This window comes from Aureibaculum luteum (assembly GCF_003449015.1).
Taxonomy (GTDB): Bacteria; Bacteroidota; Bacteroidia; order Flavobacteriales; family Flavobacteriaceae; genus Aureibaculum; species Aureibaculum luteum.
In genome coordinates this window covers 61,181-79,596 of record NZ_QRGD01000004.1, presented here as the reverse complement: position 1 = coordinate 79,596, position 18,416 = coordinate 61,181, and the positions used below count along the sequence as shown (strand labels likewise).

Below are 18,416 nucleotides of genomic sequence, written 5' to 3'. Positions count from 1 at the left end.
GTTTTTTGAAGAATTCATAATAGTTATGCTATATGAATTCTTCTTTTTTTATATAATCTTAAAAATAAAAAATTCTTATACCAATAGTATTGTTAAACTCATAGCCCCTTGAGCTCCAATAACCAAACATTGCTCAATATCTGCGGTTTTTGAAGGCCCTGAAATAAATACACCAAAACTTCGATCTCTTGTTGAAATAGCATCATATGCATTTAACATATGAAGATAAAGCTGTTCTTTTGATAGGATAACAACTAAATCATTGGTAATAAAAGGAAGTACCCTTACAATGCTCTCTTTTTCTGAAATCCACACGGCTCCGTTTTCAGCCACACCAAAGGCTCCATTTACAATGGCTAAATCTATCGTAGCCAAGTCATGAGGATTCGTTTGTTTGTTCACAGAAATTGTACCTAAAGAAGATGCCTCAGCAAGAGCAACAATACTCTTGGCATCAGGGAATTGCTTTTTAATTTCTTGATCTATTAAGGTTTTGTCAATCTCTTTAATGCTTCCCCCAACAAGGGTAACATTATGCTTGAAAATGTCTAATAGATTTACATCATCATCAAAACGTGCACCATCAATTTCCGGTAGCGGAAGTAAATCTGGCTTATGTTGTTTTATAGCTTTTAAAATTGAATCTCTCCCCATTATTTTTTTCTATTTATTTTGTACCACTGATCAAAATTTTCATTTTTTATTTCTGGTAATTCTCGTGCTTTTCCCCAAGCATTTAATTTGGAGTAGATCATAAAACGAGGTGTATATTTTAACATAAATCGAGCTGATTTACCTGCAAAATCGTACAGTTTAGGTTTTGCTAATACAGAACCTGCTATTTTTAAAATTGATTTTTTGACGATAGGCTGCTTAACATCTTTTACAATTATTTGTCGCCATTTATAGAGCTGCTCGTGAATATTTATTTTTACCGGACATACATTAGAACATGAACCGCATAAGGTTGATGCAAATGGTAATGAGCTGTGCTTGGTTAAATCTTTACCTGGAGATAATATGGAACCGATAGGTCCGGGAATGGTAGCTTCATAACTGTGACCGCCACTACGTCTATAAATAGGACAGGTATTCATACAAGCTCCACAACGGATGCAATGTAATGAGGCTCTAAAATCTTCTCTACTTAGTTGTTCTGTTCTCCCGTTGTCTACAATTACAATATGCATTTCCTTACCCTCGGCAGGTTTGTTAAAATGTGAGGAGTAGGTGGTTATGGGTTGTCCCGTAGCACTTCGAGCTAACAAGCGTAAAAATATACCCAGATGAGCTTCTTTCGGAATAATTTTTTCAATACCCATACTTGCGATATGAACGTTCGCTAAATGGGAACCCATATCTGCATTTCCCTCATTGGTGCACACTACAATGCCACCAGTATCTGCAATGGCAAAATTAACACCTGTTATAGCAACATCTGCCTTTAAGAATTTTCCTCTGAGATGTTTCCTAGCTTCATTGGTTAAATACTCAGGATTACCATTGCTGGGTTTTGTACCTAAGTGTTCTTGAAATAATTCGTCTACTTCTTCTTTGGTTTTATGAATTGCAGGCAACACAATATGACTAGGTGTTTCCTTTGCAATTTGTACGATGTATTCTCCTAAATCAGTATCTACTACTTCAATACCTTTCGCTTCTAGGTACGGATTCAAATGACATTCTTCCGTAAGCATAGACTTACTTTTTACTACTTTCTCTGCGTTATTATCATCTAAAATTTTACCGATAATGGCATTGTGTTCTTCAGCATCTGAAGCCCAATGGATTTTAATTCCGTTTTTTAGAGCATTGGCTTCAAATTCAACCAAATATGTATCTAAATCAGAAAGGACATTGGCTTTAATTGCTGAGGCTAAATCCCTTAAATATTCCCATTCTTTTACGTTATGGGCTGCGTTGTCTCGTTTTTCTCTAACGTACCACAAGGCCTTATCATGCCAATTTACTTTGGCTTCATTTTTATTAAAAATTGTGGCTTTCTCTGCGTGGCTCATAACTAAATACTACTATTTAAAATTTCAGCAATATGCATTACTCGTAAGGGTTGTTTATTTCTATTGATTAATCCTTCTAAATGCATTAAACACGAATGGTCTGCTCCCGTAATTACTTCTACATTATTATCTAAATGATCTTGAATTCTATCTCTTCCCATTTTAACAGAAATAGCTTCTTCAAATACAGAAAATGTACCTCCAAATCCACAACATTCATCTTTTCTGGTCAGTGACATTAGTTCCAAGCCCTTTACGTTATTCAATAAGTCTTCTTCAGTAGAAAATGGAGGGTCCATCCGTTCAGAACAGGAACCTAAATGCAATCCTCTTAATCCATGACAGCTTTTATGCAAACCTACTTTATGAGGAAAGGAAGCCCCTAAATCTGTCTTTCCTAAAATTTTTACAATAAATTCACACAATTCATAGGCATTGTTTCGCACTTTAATAACTTCGGGTGTTTGTTCGATAATATCGAAATGCTTTTTTACATGATAAATACAACTTCCAGATGGACCAACTATATAATCATATTCCTTAAAATTTTCGACAAATACCTGACAGCTACCTTTAGCATCACCTTCATAACCTGAATTACCTAGTGGTTGACCACAACAAGTTTGTCCTTTAGGATAATAGACATCTACACCTAATTTCTCTAATAATTCTAACGTAGCAATTGCTACTTGTGGATACAGTTGATTGATATAACAAGGTATAAATAAACCTACTTTCATTTTAGTGTTACTTTTTTTATTCGAATTATCTATTACAATTCTAATACTATTCTTTATAAAAATGAATAGTATTTTAACGAATATAAATACATCATAAACTAACTGTATTTATTACTTCAATATTTACCATTAGGTATTAAAAATGGCTGATACAATAGTAATTAGATTAGGACTAAAAGTCTATCTATTATTTGATTAATTGTAATACTATTTTTGCTTTTTATAGTATTTCATTATGATAATAGCAAATTATTGTTGTTTGTAAGGTGGTTGATAATTTTATAAATAAAACATTTGAGATGTTAAATTTGAGAACCAATCCACTACCATATTAGTGGACTTCAAACTTGTGTTCTTGCACATATATGGACGGGGTACAATTCATTATTAATTTAAATTGCCTGTTAAAATTGGAAATATTGTTAAAGCCTGATTCATAACACACGGCGGAGATATTAATTTTATCTTCAAGGAGTAATTTACATGCATAACCTATACGAATTTCAGACACATAACGAGAAAACGTTTTACGATTGATTCGCTTAAAATAACGACTGAAAGCAGAGGCATTCATATTTGCAATTTGAGCAGCGTTGTCAAGTGTAATGGTTTTGTTGAAGTTTTTAAAAATGTAGGCCATTACCTTATTTTGAGTATCACTTTTTGTGGCCTTAAATGAATTTATAAATCCTTCACTTGAGAGTTTTTTGGTTGTACTGTGCTTCGCTAATTCATTAAGGATATTTAAAAATGAAATGGTTTTTTCAAAGCCTGTTTGCTTTAACATGGATAAAATATCTTCGATAAGACTTTTATTGATGTTTAAAAACTTTAATCCATATCTGGCTCTTTCAAAAAGTTCTGAAAGATGTTTCATTTCGCGAGTCTCAAAAAATGTAGCACCTAAATAATCTTGTTTAAAATGCACAGCAATGGCTTTTGCACCTCCTTTTAAATTTCGTTTGAAATAATCTTCATCATTTAACCACATATGGGGTACATTTTCTCCTATCAAAATAACATCACCAACTTCAAATTTCTCTATACTGTCACCAACAAAACAAGTACCTTCACTTTTTAATATTACTACAAGTTCTAATTCAGGATGATAATGCCAAATTTTTAAGAAATAGGGGTAGTCATTAACTTTAGTGGTTAATGAAGTGTTATTAATGCTACTTCTATCTAATAAATGTAGTTTCATAAATTGAAATATATACAATCAATACGTAAAGGTGGTAAATTACAAATAGATATACAATTTAGGCAAAAATAATATTATCTTTTTGATGTTGAAAAGTGCTCTTATAAAGAAGCATAACTAAAGTTTGTATTTGAAACAATAGTTATGCTATTATTATTATTATTATTATTATAAAACGTATTAATTATGAACCTTTAATGTCCTGTATCCGTAAAGTGCTATAAAACAGAAACATACGAAGGGTAGTATAAATGAAAAGTTTACACCAGAAAAAGGACCAACCGTTTTCATATCAATAATAGATCCTTGTAAAATTGGCATTAAAGCTCCACCTACAATAGCCATAACCAAACCAGCCGCTCCTAAGGCAGTATCTTCTTCTTTTAGACCTGTAAGTGCAATACCATAAATAGTAGGGAACATCAAGGACATAAATGCAGAGGTGGCAACTAATAAATATAAACCAACAATACCCTCAATTAAAATAACTCCAGAAATGGTAGCCATTGCACAAAGAGCGAAAATCATCAAGAGCTTTCTTGAATTCACGTACTTCATTAAAAAAGTACTTATAAAACGACTAAGTAAAAATATAGTCATGGCTACAATATTATAATTTTGGGCTTCTGCTTTTGGTATACCTAAGTTACCAGCATATTGAATGATAAATGTCCAACACATAATTTGAGCAGCAACATAAAACAATTGGGCTAAGACTCCTTCTTTGTATTTTCCATTTTTAAATAGTCTTTTAAATGATGATAAAGCACTAGATTGATTTTCATTTTTTTTCCTTTTAGGCATTTTAGTTATTGCAATAACTATTAACATAGCAATAACAACAAAACCAAGAATTACATAAGGGTTTCTGATTATAGATAAATCGTGAGTTCTTATAATTGCTTTTTGAGCTTCATCTAAAGTGCTAAAAATTAACTCTCCAGCTTCATTTCTTTTATCAGAATCTAGAGCAACAAGTATAAATTTTGAAGCTACAAACATTCCGAAAAGTGACCCTATCGGATTAAAGGCTTGAGCAAGATTTAAACGTCTTGTCGCGGTGCGTTCATCACCCATTGAAAGTATAAAGGGATTTGCAGTAGTTTCAAGAAAAGCTAATCCAAAAGTTAAAATATATAATGAAACCAAAAAGTAACCAAATATTTCAAACTGAGCTGCTGGATAAAATAATAAAGCCCCAATTGCGTAAAGTATTAAACCCAAAATAATTCCTTTTTTATAACTGTATTTTCTGACGAAAAGAGCGGCAGGTATAGCCATAGTGGCATAACCACCATAAAAAGCAAATTGCACTAAAGCAGCTTTGGCTGTGGATATTTCCATAACTGTAGCAAAGGCCGCAACCATAGGGTTAGTAATATCATTGGCAAAACCCCAAAGAGCAAATAAAGAAGTAATTACTATAAAAGGTATGAGCATCTCTTTAGACACTACGGGTATTTTTTTTGAGTCAGTCATTGTAACCTTGTTAATGTTAATACTAAAGTATAAAAAAGCACTATCAATGTTAAGATATATACTATCTAAAAATTAACAGTGCTTTATTGTTATTTATTAAATATTCTAACGGTACTGAGCGTAAATTACTTTAGTTTGCAAGTACTCTTCCATACCATGTTTTCCATCGGCACCACCTAAACCAGATTTTTTCCAGCCTGCATGAAAACCTTGTATTGCTTCAAAATGTTCTCTATTTACATAAGTCTCGCCAAATTCTAATTCATCACACGCATACATTACTTTATTATAATTTTCTGAAAAGATAGATGATGTTAATCCAAATTCACAATCATTTGCAAGTGCTATAGCTTCATCTAAATCTCCAAACTTCATTACAGGTAAAACGGGGCCAAAAACTTCTTCTTGTATAATTTGCATATTTTGAGTTACATTGGTTAACAATGTAGGCTGGTAAAAATAGCCTTTATCAAATCGTGCAGATCGTTTACCACCAACAAGAACTTCGGCTCCTTCTTTTTTAGCGAATTCAACCATTTCCTCAACTTTATCAATTTGGTCTTTAGAAACCATACTACTCATATCAGGATTGTTTTCAGAAAAAGCATCTTCTACTTTTAAAGCAGACATTCTTTTTGTCACTTTATCCATAAATTCATCATAAATAGAAGCTTCTACATAAGCACGCTCAGCACAATTACAAACTTGTCCACTAAATATGATTCTAGAGTCAACTACAGCTTTTACAGCCAAATCGATATCAGCATCTGCACATACTATAGCTGGTGCTTTACCCCCTAATTCTAAAGAAACTTTTGTTATATTTATGGAAGCTGCTTCCATAACTTTTTGACCAGCACCAACACTACCAGTTAAGCTGATGATACCAGTAATTGGACTTTTTGAAAGTGCATTACCCACAATACTTCCTTTACCACAAACAAAGTTTAAAACTCCAGCAGGTATACCAACTTTCTCTATTAATTGAGCAAATTCCATCACCGTATTAGGTGCAACAGAACTAGGATTAATTATACACGTATTTCCAGTAACTAAAGATGGAGCTATTTTTCTGGCCATTACAAAAAATGGGAAATTCCAAGGCAGTATACCAACAGCAACACCTATTGGAGCTTTATGAAGAAATATATGTTCTTTTTTACGATCACTTTGAATAATTTCACCTTCAATTCTTCTTGCCCAACCCGCATTATAGTCAAAATAGTCAGCGGTCACATCAATTTCTACTTGTGCTAACCCCATAACTTTGGCTTGCTCTGAAGCCAATGTTTCTGCCAGAAAAACTCGATTTTCACGAATTACAGTTGCCATTTTATTTAAATAACCAGCTCTTTCTATGGCTGTAAGAGATTTCCATGCATGCTGAGCATTTTTTGCAGCATCAAGTGCTTCATTAGCATCTGAAACGGAACCCGTTGGTACGAGAGAGATCACTTCTTCTGTACAAGGGTTTAAAATTTTTATCATTTCTGACGAAGTAGATTTTACAAATTTTCCATTTATGAATTGCTTAAATTCTTTCATTTTTTCTGTTATTTAAGATTAGTTAAATTAAAATTAATTGAAAGTCAAATAATAAGATTATTTTCTTTTGTGTTTAAATAGTGTCAAAAGAAAATTAATTAAAAATAAACTTTATTACTATATAAGCAAACATAATTTATTTAACTAGCGTAGTGTTTATCTGTATTAATCAATAATATGTACAATTTAAACATAAAATAATAGAATCCTAAAAATTACTTTTTAGTGTATATTAATAGGAATTGATTCACATTGATTTTTTTCTATCAACACCCCGTTTATCAGTATTTTATAAAATGAATTAGGTATATTTTCCAGATTTATAATTAGCAGGAGTGAGACCTGTAACTAATTTAAAAACTCTCGAAAAGTGATATCGATCTGAAAAACCAAGGCTAAAGGCAACATCTTCAATTGTTTTATTGGTATGTTCAAATATATCACATGCCTTTGCTATTTTTCTGTTTTGAATAAAACGGTGTAATGTAATCGTCATTTCTTGTTTAAATAATCTTCCAAAGGAATTTGGAGCCATATTTGTTAAAGAAGCCAAGTCTGGATTGCTTAATTTTTTTTCAATATTTATTTCAATAAAACGGATCACTTTTAAGACGCGATCATCAATGTTGATCGTTTTCCACAACTCAGGACCTATACTAGTTAAAGACTCCTTTATAAAAGCTTGTAGTTTTAGATTGAAGGTGAGTTTAAAATCTTTATTTTCAATTTTTAGTCTTTCGGTTAAATAAGTTAATCTGTTTTTTAGATAATCTGTTAATTCTATTTTTAGAATTCCAGGATATACATTGTCAAAAGGAATGCCTAGATTAAAATGAATAAAAAAATGAATTAAATAATTCTCTTCATAATCTTTTTCTTCGTAATTGCTATTAAATTGTCTTCCAGATACATGTATTCCGGAATTGTAAATATGTTTTTTTGTAAAACGCGAAGAGAATGATGTAAATGGAGGTATAATATACAGGTAATCAGGATCCATATCATAAGTGTTATCATGATGAATCAATTGTCCTCCTTGGTTTTTATTCCAATATAGTCTCCAAAATGGGAAGACCATATCGTGACAATCCCACAGGTCTAATAACCAATACCTGCAACATAGCAACTTTAATTTTAAGTCTATAAAATTTTGTTTGTTAGATGATGGATCACCTAATTCAATATTTTTAACCAACTTCATTAAGGTATAATGTTTGAATTAGACACAAAAATACGGATTTTAAATATCTGAATGAACTTGATTTGAGAGTATTTTTGTACTATAAAATAAGATACATATTATGAAAACTTTAAAACTTCCAATTGAAGTAGAGAATGAATTACAAAAAGTATCCACAGTAGCTGGATATTTATGGCAAAGAGAATGGGCAGAAAGAAACGCTGGAAATATATCGATAAACTTAACTTCCTTTTTTAATAAAGAAGATGTTCAAGGTTTAGGTGAAGAAGTACCTTTTGATTTTCCAAAAGGAACGGCAGGTTTTGTTATTTATATAACTGGTACGGGGTGTTATTTGAGAGATTTGGTAGATCGTTTAGAAGAAGTTTCTTGTATATTATATATAAATGAAGATGCAACTGCATATTCTATAATTTGGGGAGGTAAAAGAGAAAATTTTGGACCTACTTGTGAATTGATATCGCATGCTAGTATTCATTTATTTAATTCAATAAATCATCCAGAAAATTTAGCAGTTGTTCACACACATCCTTTAGAATTGATTTGCATGAGTCATCATGAACTATTTGATAATGAAGAAGAATTGAATAGACAAATATGGATGATGTGTCCTGAGGTTAAGGTATTTGTTCCAAAAGGAATTCATTGTACGCCTTATGCCTTGTCTAGTACCGCAGATTTAGCTAAAGTGACCATTGATGCTTTTAAAACAAGAAATATTTCTCTATGGGAAAAGCACGGTGCAACTGCTACCGCTCCTGATGTAATGAAGGCATGGGATTTTCTAGATGTAGCCAATAAAGGGGCTAAGTTATTAATGATGTGTTGGTCAGCAGGTTTTAAACCAGCGGGTTTATCTAACGCACAGTTAAAAGAATTAGAACAATTTGTTTAATAAAAAAAGCATTATAAATCATGAGTAGATTAATAGGTAGACTACCAAAAGTAGGCATACGCCCTGTAATTGATGGGCGTGAATTAGGAGTTAGAGAATCTTTAGAGGTTCAATGTATGGATATGGCGAAAGCAGCAGCCAAATTAATTGAAGAAACGTTGCGTTTTCCTAGTGGAGAAAAAGTAGAATGTGTTATTGCAGATACTACTATTGGAGGAGTTGCTGATGCAGCAGCTTGTGCAGATAAATTTAAAAGAGAAGGGGTAGAGGTTTCATTAACAGTAACGCCTTGTTGGTGTTATGGAACAGAAGTTATGGATACAGACCCATTGACACCCAAAGCAGTTTGGGGGTTCAACGGTACGGAAAGACCAGGAGCGGTATACTTAGCAGCAGCCTTAGCGGGATATTCTCAAAAAGGATTGCCAGCTTTTGGAATTTATGGAAAAGAAGTTCAAGATGAAGGTGATCAAACGATTCCTCACGATGTTTCGGAAAAGATTTTACGTTTTGTAAAAGGTGCTTTGGCAGTAGCCCAAATGAAAGGAAAATCGTATTTGTCTATAGGATATAGTTCTATGGGGATTGCCGGTTCTATGGTAGATGTAAATTTTTTACAAGACTATTTAGGCGTTAGAGCAGAATTTGTAGAATCAGTAGAGCTTTTAAGACGAATTGATAAGGGTATTTATGATCAAGAAGAATTCAAGAAAGCCTTAGCGTGGACAAAGAAAAACTGTATTGAAGGAAAAGATTACAACAGTGTCGAAACTCAAAAATCTGCTGAAGAAAAAGAGAAAGATTGGGAAAAAGTTGTTAAAATGACGTTGATCTGTAAAGATCTAATGAATGGAAACCCCAAATTAAAAGAAATGGGATTTGGTGAAGAGTCTAAAGGAAGAAATGCTATAATGGGTGGATTCCAAGGGCAACGTCAATGGACAGATTATCAGCCAAATGCCGATTTTACAGAATCTATTCTAAACTCATCTTTTGACTGGAATGGTATTCGACAAGCCTATACTTTTGCCACAGAAAATGATTGTTTAAACGCAATTTCTATGTTATTTGGTCATTTATTGACAAATAAGGCACAGTTGTTCTCAGATGTACGTACTTATTGGAGTCCAGAATCTGTTGAGCGTGTAACTGGTAAAAAGTTAACTGGAATAGCAGAGAATGGAATTATCCACTTAATTAATTCAGGATCTACAACGTTAGATGCCACAGCACAACAATCAGATGCTGAAGGAAATCCAACCATGAAGCCTTTCTGGGATATTTCTGAGGAGGAAGTTCAAAAATGCTTAGATAATACAAAATGGCCAGCGGCTATTTTTGAATATTTTAGAGGAGGTGGTTTTTCATCTCAATTTAAAACAAAAGGGAGCATGCCTATTACCATGTGTAGATTAAACTTGATAAAAGGAATAGGACCTGTTTTACAAATTGCAGAAGGATGGAGTGTTGAATTACCAGAAGATGTTCACTATATTTTAGATGAAAGAACAAACCCAACATGGCCAACAACATGGTTTGTACCAAGAACCACAGGTAAAGGGTTTTTTAAAGATGTTTATACCGTAATGGCAAAATGGGGAGCAAACCACGGAGCCATTTCTCATGGGCATATAGGAGCCGATTTAATAGCATTGGCCTCTATGTTGCGTATTCCCGTAAACATGCATAATGTAGATGAAAATGATGTGTTTAGACCAAGTGCATGGTCTGGTTTTGGAGAGGAATTAGAAGGAGCTGATTATAGAGCGTGTGACAATTATGGTCCTTTATACGGATTCAAATAAAAAGTTGAGTTAAGTTTATTATAAAAAGAAGTCATTCATAAGTGTTTGAGTTAGGATTACTATACTCTTTTTATAATTAGAATTGGTTTTTCATTTGATTTTTCATCATAATCAAATGGAAAACCTTTTTAAGTACAAATTTCAATATAAAACAGTGAAGAAAGTAATTGCAATTATAGATATTGGAAAAACAAATAAGAAGCTATTTTTATTTGATGAAAAATTTAATGTTGTTTTTAATAATTCCAAGAAATTTGAAGAAATTAAGGACGATGATGGTTTTCCTTGTGATGATATTGAGGCCATTGAAAATTGGATTCAGAATCAAATTAAAACAATACAAGAGACGGGTAATTTTAAAATTAAGGCTATTAATTTTACCACCCACGGTGCATCGTTACTGTTTTTAAATAAAGAAGGGAAGCGAATTACTCCTTTATACAATTATTTAAAACCGTTAAATTTAGACGATTTTAAGAACCTTTATAAAACGAATGGTGGCGTTGATGAGTTTTCACGTAAAACAGCATCACCTGCCTATGGAATGTTAAATACTGGCATTCAAATGTTATCGATTAAAGCGAACAAACCAAGAATTTGGAATCAGGTAGACGCTATTCTACATTATCCTCAATATTTAAGTTACTTATTTACTAAAAAAATAACTGCTGATTTTACTTCAGTGGGTGCTCATACAGCTACATGGGATTTTGATAACATGCAATACCACAGCTGGTTAAAAGATGAAAATATAAATTTACCAGAACCATGTAAAGGTAACGAAGCTGTAATGGCTGTTATTAATGGCGAAAATATAGCAGTGGGTACTGGTTTACATGATAGTTCTTCATCAATTATTCCAATACTGGCAAAAGAAAAAGGGAATGACTTTGTGTTATTGTCTACAGGAACTTGGATTATTGCCATGAATCCGTTTAGTAAAGAAACCTTGACACAAGAGCAATTGAAAAATAATTGTTTGTGTTTTATGACTCCAGAAAAGCAGCAAGTAAAATCGTCTATGCAATTTTTGGGTCGCATTCATGAAGTATATTTAAAAGAATTAAGCGATTACTTTAAAGTAGATTTGAATACTCACTTGGATCTTGTTTTAAGTAATGCACTATGCAATGAATTAATTGATGAGAATGCAACTGTATTCTTGTCTGAAGGTATTGATACTGATTTTGAAGCACATCATGAGATTTTAAATAAATTTCCTTCTTATGAATCGGCTTATTATCAATTAGTGTACGAAATCTGTAAAAAAGTAATTTTAGGAATTGATTTGATTACAGATAAAGATGCTAAAATTACTACGGTTTATATTTCTGGAGGTTTTAATAGAAATAAGGTTTTTGTTGAGTTTTTATCTTTACTAAAACCGTCTGTAACTATTAAAATGTCAGATGTTAAAAATGAAAGTGCCTTAGGTGCTGCATTATTAATGAAAAATTATTTATAAAAAAAAGAACACCATTCGGCATTAGAATTGTTTCGATGTTAATATGTTCTAGCTATTGATATGTACACACTAAACATATTATACTCAAATAGAATTAGGTATTCAAAAACGTTAATAAATTTTTTACTTTATCAGTTTGCTAGGGGAGTGGCCGAACTGCTTTTTAAAGCATCGACTAAAGTATAAAGGATCATTAAAACCTACCATATTAGCAACTTCAGAAACATTGTGATTTTTAGTTTTTAATAAAACTGCTGATTTTTTTAATCGAATTGTTCTAATAAATTCATTGGGTGATAAGTCGGTTAATTGTTTTATTTTACGATAAAGCTTTGATGAACTCATTGCAAGTTCATTACATAGAAACCCTGAAGTTAGTCCTGTATTACTCATGTTTTGTTCAACCAAAACCTTTATTTTTGAGATCAGCTCAATGTCAATTTGAGAGTGAGCCAATGTAATAACATCTGTCTCCACATCGCCAGAAAATTTTTGTTTTAGATTAAAATGTATACCGATAATATTATCAATACGTGTTTTTAATAGCGAAGGGTCAAATGGTTTTACCAAGTATCCATCAACACCAATTTTATAGCCTTTTATTCTATTTTCATTTTCTGCCAATGCCGTTAATAAAACAACTGCAGTATGGCTGATATTTTCATCATTTTTTAACTCTTCAACAAACTGAAATCCATCCATAATCGGCATCATTACATCTACAACACAAAGTACGGGTTTAATTTTTCTACAAACTTCTAACCCCTCTTTTCCATTTTCTGCTTGATAAACTTTATAAAAACTTGACAGATATTCAGCAACATACTTTCTTAATTCTAGGTTGTCATCTATTATTAATATTTTATGCTTAATATCAGTATTTGTTTTAATTTGTTTTACATCAATATCGCTCAACAAAGCTAATTTAATTGTAATAGGTTTCTCAATTTCTACACCCGTTGGAATAAAATTATATATTTCATCATTTTCATAAGCTTCTTTATAAACAGGGAGTTTAATTGTGAAAATACTGCCAGACCCAGGTGTGCTTTCTAATTGGATTTCACCCTTATGAATTTCTACAAGAGCTTGTACCAGAGACAATCCAATACCAGTTCCTGTAGTATTTTCTTTACTATTTTTAGCTTGATAAAATCGAGAAAAAACTTTTTCATGACTTTCAACAGGTATTCCAATCCCATCATCGCTTACTTCTATAATTAAGGTTTTTTTGTCTTCGGTAATACCCAAAAACAAATCTACATTACCATAATTATTGGTAAATTTCATTGCGTTGGAAAGCAGGTTGTATAGAATTTTAGTGTACTTATCCATATCTATCCAGCATTCGCCAACTTCATCTTCAATATTTAAGTTAAAGTTTATATTTTTAGATTCAGAAAGTTCAAGAAAGGAATTAAAGATATCATTAGTTTTCGATAAAATTTCAGTTTTAGTGACCTTGAGCTTTAACTCACCAGTTTCAGCTCTTCTAAAATCTAAAATTTGATTTACAAGACGTAGTAATCTGTTGGCATTTTTATAAATTAAATCGACTCTACTTTTGGCATAGCTACTTGCACCTTCTTGATCGAGAAGCTGTTTTACTGGACCCAAAATTAATGTTAAAGGGGTTCTTAATTCATGTGAAATATTAGTAAAAAAACGTAATTTTTCATTATTTAATTTTTCGTCACGCTCTCGCATTACTTTTTCTAACAACAATTCTTGCTTTAATTTTAAGCGGGACTTAATTTGTTTCCGTCCAAAATATAACATTAAAAAAAGTGCTGACAGTAAGAGAGTTATGCCTTTGTAGCTAAACCAAAATGATGGTAGAATATTTATATTGTACGACGATGTTTCACTCCATTTACCATCGCTATTACTAGCTCTTACCTTAAAAATATAATTGTTTGAGTATAAATTAGTGTATTGTACAGTTCTAGAATTACTAGTAGTTTCAATCCAATCTTTATCAAATCCTTCTAATTTATATTGAAACTTATTAAGTCGTTCATTTGTGAATGAAGGTACTGAAAATTGTATTGAAAAATTTCGATTACTATAGTTTAGTTCAATACTTTTACCATAATTGATATCTGTTTGAAATGGTACTTGACCGTTAATTTTATGTCCAGGTAATATTTCTTCATTCTGAACTTTAAAATCAGTTATTATTGGTGTAGGAGACCATTTGTTTTCTTGCATTTTGGATGGGGAAAAATTAATAACCCCATTCTTTCCTCCAAGGAATATTTTAGAATAATTAAAATTATAAAATCCACTAGAGCTAAAAACATCCAATCTATTTCCACTATTTACATGATAAATATTAGCGGTATTATTTTTAGTATTAAATTTTGCAATAGTGTTATTATTCATGTTTAACCATAAATTACTTTGCGAATCAATCAAAAAATCAGTAATCCACTTGTCGGTAATTTCATTGGGTTCATTAACTTTTATAAAGCTATTTTTACTTTTATTATAAATACTTAAACCTAAACGAGTAGAAGCCCAAATTTTACCTTTATCATCTATAATAATTGCACTTACGTTATTATGCGGTAGACCAGCAGTAGAATTAGGTTCTTGCATAAATGACTCAATAGATTTTAGTCTATAATCGTACTTAATTATACCATTTTCTGTAGCAAACCATAAATTTTTATCAGTGTCTATCGCTACTTTATTGATTTCATAGTTTTTTAATAGATGGTCCCAGTTTGCTGATGGTTTTAATGTTTTACTATTTATAATAATAGCACCTTCACCAAAGGAACATACAACTAAACTATTATCATCAAATTCAACAAAACTAAGAACAGCCGAATATTTAAAACCAATATCAATAATTTTAGAAGAATTTTTTAAATAATCGTAAACCAAAACTTTACCATTCCACAGACCACAATAAAATATTTTTCCATTAGTAGAAAAAATACTGGCTATTTCAATATTGTCATTATATAATGGAATAAAAGTATTCTCTTTAGATATAAATAGACCGTGATGTCGCGTTGCTACTATAATTCTATCATCGAAAGTTTTTGTAAATCCACGAATTCTAGGAGCTTGATTATTAATATATTTAGAGATGTCTTTATTAATTTTAAACTGATTTTCAAATGGATCATATTTATCTAAACCATCTTCAGTACCAATCCATAACATGCCAGAACTATCAAAATAAAGTGCAGATATTAAATTATCAACTAATGAAGTACTGTCTGATAATTTAGAATAGTGCCATTGAAAATCTCCTTTTGCAATATCTTCCAATTGATTACAAACTAACAAACCACCTAAAGTACCAACCCAATATCTACCATCAGGAGCACGAGCTACTGAAAGAAAATAAGGACCTAAATTATCTCTTATCTTGTTATTGTTAATATATAAATTATCAAAAGTATTTGTTTCTTTATTGTGCTTATAAAGTCCTTCACGAGTTCCAACAAAAATATCAGATTTATCATCCTCATATATAAAATTAATATAGGGGTTTATAGCAAATGAATTGGGAATTGATAAGGTGTAATTGTTTACTTCTGTAATTTCACCAGTACTATTTAATTTTAACTTGGCAATTGATGCGGTATCATAGGAACCTACCCAAATATTACCATTTTTATCCTCAAATATTTCTTTAATATAATTATATCCCGGTAATTCAACTTTTTCAAACCTATTTTCGTCAGGAAAGAATAGAAATAAACCTGCACTTTTGGTTCCTACCCAAATTCTTTTAAATTCATCTACATATACCGAACGAATCTCTTCATCAGGAAAAGTGCCTGGGTTATTTATATCTGGTAAAAATGTAGTGAATGTTTGCGTTTCTAGTTCTAATCGGGTTAACCCTTTTCTAGTGCCAATCCATAAATTATTGGATTCCTCATCAAGTTTTAGAACTGTTATATCATCATTATATAATTCATTTTTGGTGTTTGAGTTACTTAAATAGGTCTTAAATTCATAACCGTCAAATCTATTTAAGCCTGAAAATGTACCCAGCCATAAAAAGCCTTTACCATCTTGAACAATATGCCTTACTGAATTATGAGAGAGACCATCATTATCATTGTAATGTTCAAATTTTAAATCTTGAGCACCACTTTGAGTACAGATAGCAAGTATAAAAACGAATAAAAATCTCTTCATAAAGTTTAAAAAATTTTCCACTTAAATTGAATATATACTTTGAAACTAATATAAGGTTTTTAACCGTTTTATAGTATTTGAATCTAAATTTATTTGGAAGTGATTTGAAGGTTCTCCTTGACACATTTTTAAAAATAGTTGTGCCCATAATTTTAATTGTGGATTGTCAGAATTTTTTAATTGATTGCAGACAATTTTATAAGCTTCTAACCGATTTTTGTCAATATCAGTAAATGCCAATTCATCAGCATTTTTTATTTTATAAAAGTCATGAATCATGTCTAATCCATTCCATTTTTCATATGATTCAATGTCAATATTTTTTGCAGTCATTTCTCGCTTAAAGTTATTATAACTGACGTCATCTTTAAAACCAAATTGCAGTAATTTTTTCCCTGACGAATTGATCAACAATTCTCTAAATTCAAGAGGCCAATCCTTTATTAAAAATCGGAGTCTAACCAATTCTTTTAAATGAAATTCAGTAAAGTCCTTATAGGTAGTAGTATTTAAAATGTTTTTATTCCAAATCGTATTCTCTGCTTCACTTTTTAAATGTTCAAATTCGGCTTCATATAGAGGAAATAAAGATGTAAAATTGGGCACACTATCAATTACAATTGTCTCAATTTCATAAACGTTTTTATCTTTAATTGTAAGTAATTTATAAGCGGGTACATAAGCTGCTAGGGATGGGATTTGAATATTTATTAAACTACCTAAATTTGTGCTTCTATACCCAGTATCATTGATATGCATATGTCCACCAAAATGAACTTTTATACCCGCTTTAATAAAGAAATCGGCAACAGACTCATCGGGAAGTCGATGCATTTGCATCTTGTCTTTACCAAATAATTCCTTTATTTCTGTTGAGGCATCATCATTAAAATCAATGGTAGGATAATGACTAAATACGATTAGTGTTTTACCCAATTTTTCGGCACGTTCAGTTACTGATTGAAGCCATTTAAATAAGTGTTTTTTATGGGTCAAAACGTGGTTGTACCCTACACTTGCGTTACTGTAATCTTTAGGGTTTTTAGACGTTTCTGAAATGTTATGTATAGGTACATACACGTTGGCATCTATTGCTAAAAACCATAAATCATCTGCAGGTTCTACGAGGTAACTAACATCTGGAATGGTATTGTTAGTGGCAGAAACAATGTAGTTTCTTTTGCTTAAAGACGATATTTTTAAGGCATTTTCAAAAGTATAATCTTTATAAAGATAATTAGTAAATGGTGTTTCCCAATAGACATCTGAAGATTTAGGGTAAAAACCAAAATCTTTTAGTTCCGTAAGTATTTCTTTGTAACCTAATTTTGCAATATCTTTTGTAATTACCACAGGTAATGCACTAGAATCTCTTTTGGTATAAATTTCTGAAGTACTAAAAATGGGTTGTTTTTTACCATGTTCTCCTAAGAAATCTCGTTTGCCAGCATCTTGATAAAAGGGACGAACAGGATCGTGATTACCTGTAGTTATGATAAATTGAATACCATGATTTTTAGTATACTTGTTTAGTATATGTTTTAAGCCTCTTATATTTATGGCTTGTCCATCATCACTGAAATCGCCGGGTAAAACTACATATTTCACATTTTTTTTAACCACATCGTCTAAAGCTGCTAAAAAGGCAAAATAATTTTCGTTAAATAATCGTGTAGATTGCAACTGTGATTGCATCGTTCTTGCTAAAGTATATTTATTTGTTTTGGGATTTAATACACCTTTATAATCTGTGTCTGAAAATTCACCATAAATATCTTGTAAATGAACATCACTTAAAAAAGCAATTTGAATATTATTATTATTGGAAACCTCATTGTCTTTCTTGCATGAAAATGCAAGTAATAATAAGAAGAACAGAGGTGAAAATTTTAACATT

12 protein-coding genes are annotated in these 18,416 nt (G+C 31.3%); 3 read left to right on the top strand and 9 right to left on the bottom strand.

Translation table 11 applies throughout. From position 1 onward, the window contains the following. Positions 1 to 75: 75 nt before the first annotated feature. From D3P13_RS11135 to D3P13_RS11105, 7 genes are all read right to left on the bottom strand, one after another. Positions 76 to 654, bottom strand: a complete 579-nt coding sequence (locus tag D3P13_RS11135; protein ID WP_117882382.1) for a LutC/YkgG family protein — start codon at positions 652 to 654, stop codon at positions 76 to 78. Beyond that, the gene (locus D3P13_RS11130) at positions 654 to 2,018 is read right to left on the bottom strand and encodes a LutB/LldF family L-lactate oxidation iron-sulfur protein (protein ID WP_117882380.1); all 1,365 of its coding nucleotides are present in this window, start codon (positions 2,016 to 2,018) and stop codon (positions 654 to 656) included. Before D3P13_RS11130 ends, D3P13_RS11135 begins: the two co-directional genes overlap by 1 nt. A 2-nt stretch (positions 2,019 to 2,020) precedes the next feature. Then, the gene (locus D3P13_RS11125; protein WP_117882378.1) at positions 2,021 to 2,758 is read right to left on the bottom strand and encodes a (Fe-S)-binding protein; all 738 of its coding nucleotides are present in this window, start codon (positions 2,756 to 2,758) and stop codon (positions 2,021 to 2,023) included. Between the two features lie 331 nt (positions 2,759 to 3,089). Beyond that, positions 3,090 to 3,962: an AraC family transcriptional regulator gene (locus tag D3P13_RS11120; RefSeq protein ID WP_117882376.1), complete on the bottom strand. Its 873-nt coding sequence runs from the start codon at positions 3,960 to 3,962 to the stop codon at positions 3,090 to 3,092. A 180-nt stretch (positions 3,963 to 4,142) separates the two neighbouring features. Then, the gene (gene fucP, locus D3P13_RS11115; protein WP_117882374.1) at positions 4,143 to 5,441 is read right to left on the bottom strand and encodes an L-fucose:H+ symporter permease; all 1,299 of its coding nucleotides are present in this window, start codon (positions 5,439 to 5,441) and stop codon (positions 4,143 to 4,145) included. A 105-nt stretch (positions 5,442 to 5,546) separates the two neighbouring features. Further along, the gene (gene aldA, locus D3P13_RS11110) at positions 5,547 to 6,986 is read right to left on the bottom strand and encodes an aldehyde dehydrogenase (protein WP_117882373.1); all 1,440 of its coding nucleotides are present in this window, start codon (positions 6,984 to 6,986) and stop codon (positions 5,547 to 5,549) included. A 301-nt stretch (positions 6,987 to 7,287) separates the two neighbouring features. Beyond that, positions 7,288 to 8,187, bottom strand: coding sequence for an AraC family transcriptional regulator (locus D3P13_RS11105; protein ID WP_117882370.1), 900 nt, complete (start codon positions 8,185 to 8,187; stop codon positions 7,288 to 7,290). A 100-nt stretch (positions 8,188 to 8,287) separates the two neighbouring features. Here D3P13_RS11105 and rhaD point away from each other — a divergent pair, with 100 nt between their 5' ends. The 3 genes from rhaD (at position 8,288) to D3P13_RS11090 (ending at position 12,352) form a co-directional block, all read left to right on the top strand. After that, positions 8,288 to 9,082 carry a rhamnulose-1-phosphate aldolase gene (gene rhaD / locus D3P13_RS11100; RefSeq protein WP_117882368.1) on the top strand — a complete coding sequence of 265 codons (795 nt, stop codon included), beginning with the start codon at positions 8,288 to 8,290 and terminating at the stop codon, positions 9,080 to 9,082. A 20-nt stretch (positions 9,083 to 9,102) separates the two neighbouring features. Continuing rightward, positions 9,103 to 10,887, top strand: a complete 1,785-nt coding sequence (locus D3P13_RS11095; RefSeq protein ID WP_198680018.1) for an L-fucose isomerase — start codon at positions 9,103 to 9,105, stop codon at positions 10,885 to 10,887. 154 nt (positions 10,888 to 11,041) lie between these two features. Next, the gene (locus tag D3P13_RS11090) at positions 11,042 to 12,352 is read left to right on the top strand and encodes an FGGY family carbohydrate kinase (RefSeq protein WP_157972897.1); all 1,311 of its coding nucleotides are present in this window, start codon (positions 11,042 to 11,044) and stop codon (positions 12,350 to 12,352) included. A gap of 123 nt (positions 12,353 to 12,475) precedes the next feature. Here the strand turns inward: D3P13_RS11090 and D3P13_RS11085 are convergent, their stop codons facing one another. Then, positions 12,476 to 16,519 (bottom strand): two-component regulator propeller domain-containing protein, encoded by a 4,044-nt coding sequence (locus D3P13_RS11085; RefSeq protein ID WP_117882363.1) that lies wholly within the window; start codon positions 16,517 to 16,519, stop codon positions 12,476 to 12,478. 45 nt (positions 16,520 to 16,564) lie between these two features. Next, the gene (locus D3P13_RS11080) at positions 16,565 to 18,415 is read right to left on the bottom strand and encodes a metallophosphoesterase (protein WP_117882361.1); all 1,851 of its coding nucleotides are present in this window, start codon (positions 18,413 to 18,415) and stop codon (positions 16,565 to 16,567) included. Between the last annotated feature and the right edge of the window lies 1 nt (position 18,416).

What these genes read in the sequence shown, in the direction of transcription:
- rhaD (WP_117882368.1), top strand. Translation starts at nt 8,288, where the DNA reads ATGAAAACTTTAAAACTTCCAATTGAAGTAGAGAATGAATTACAAAAA.
- fucP (WP_117882374.1), bottom strand. Translation starts at nt 5,441, where the DNA reads ATGACTGACTCAAAAAAAATACCCGTAGTGTCTAAAGAGATGCTCATA.
- D3P13_RS11105 (WP_117882370.1), bottom strand. Translation starts at nt 8,187, where the DNA reads ATGAAGTTGGTTAAAAATATTGAATTAGGTGATCCATCATCTAACAAA.
- D3P13_RS11120 (WP_117882376.1), bottom strand. Translation starts at nt 3,962, where the DNA reads ATGAAACTACATTTATTAGATAGAAGTAGCATTAATAACACTTCATTA.
- D3P13_RS11135 (WP_117882382.1), bottom strand. Translation starts at nt 654, where the DNA reads ATGGGGAGAGATTCAATTTTAAAAGCTATAAAACAACATAAGCCAGAT.
- D3P13_RS11130 (WP_117882380.1), bottom strand. Translation starts at nt 2,018, where the DNA reads ATGAGCCACGCAGAGAAAGCCACAATTTTTAATAAAAATGAAGCCAAA.
- D3P13_RS11125 (WP_117882378.1), bottom strand. Translation starts at nt 2,758, where the DNA reads ATGAAAGTAGGTTTATTTATACCTTGTTATATCAATCAACTGTATCCA.
- D3P13_RS11085 (WP_117882363.1), bottom strand. Translation starts at nt 16,519, where the DNA reads ATGAAGAGATTTTTATTCGTTTTTATACTTGCTATCTGTACTCAAAGT.
- D3P13_RS11080 (WP_117882361.1), bottom strand. Translation starts at nt 18,415, where the DNA reads ATGTTAAAATTTTCACCTCTGTTCTTCTTATTATTACTTGCATTTTCA.
- aldA (WP_117882373.1), bottom strand. Translation starts at nt 6,986, where the DNA reads ATGAAAGAATTTAAGCAATTCATAAATGGAAAATTTGTAAAATCTACT.
- D3P13_RS11095 (WP_198680018.1), top strand. Translation starts at nt 9,103, where the DNA reads ATGAGTAGATTAATAGGTAGACTACCAAAAGTAGGCATACGCCCTGTA.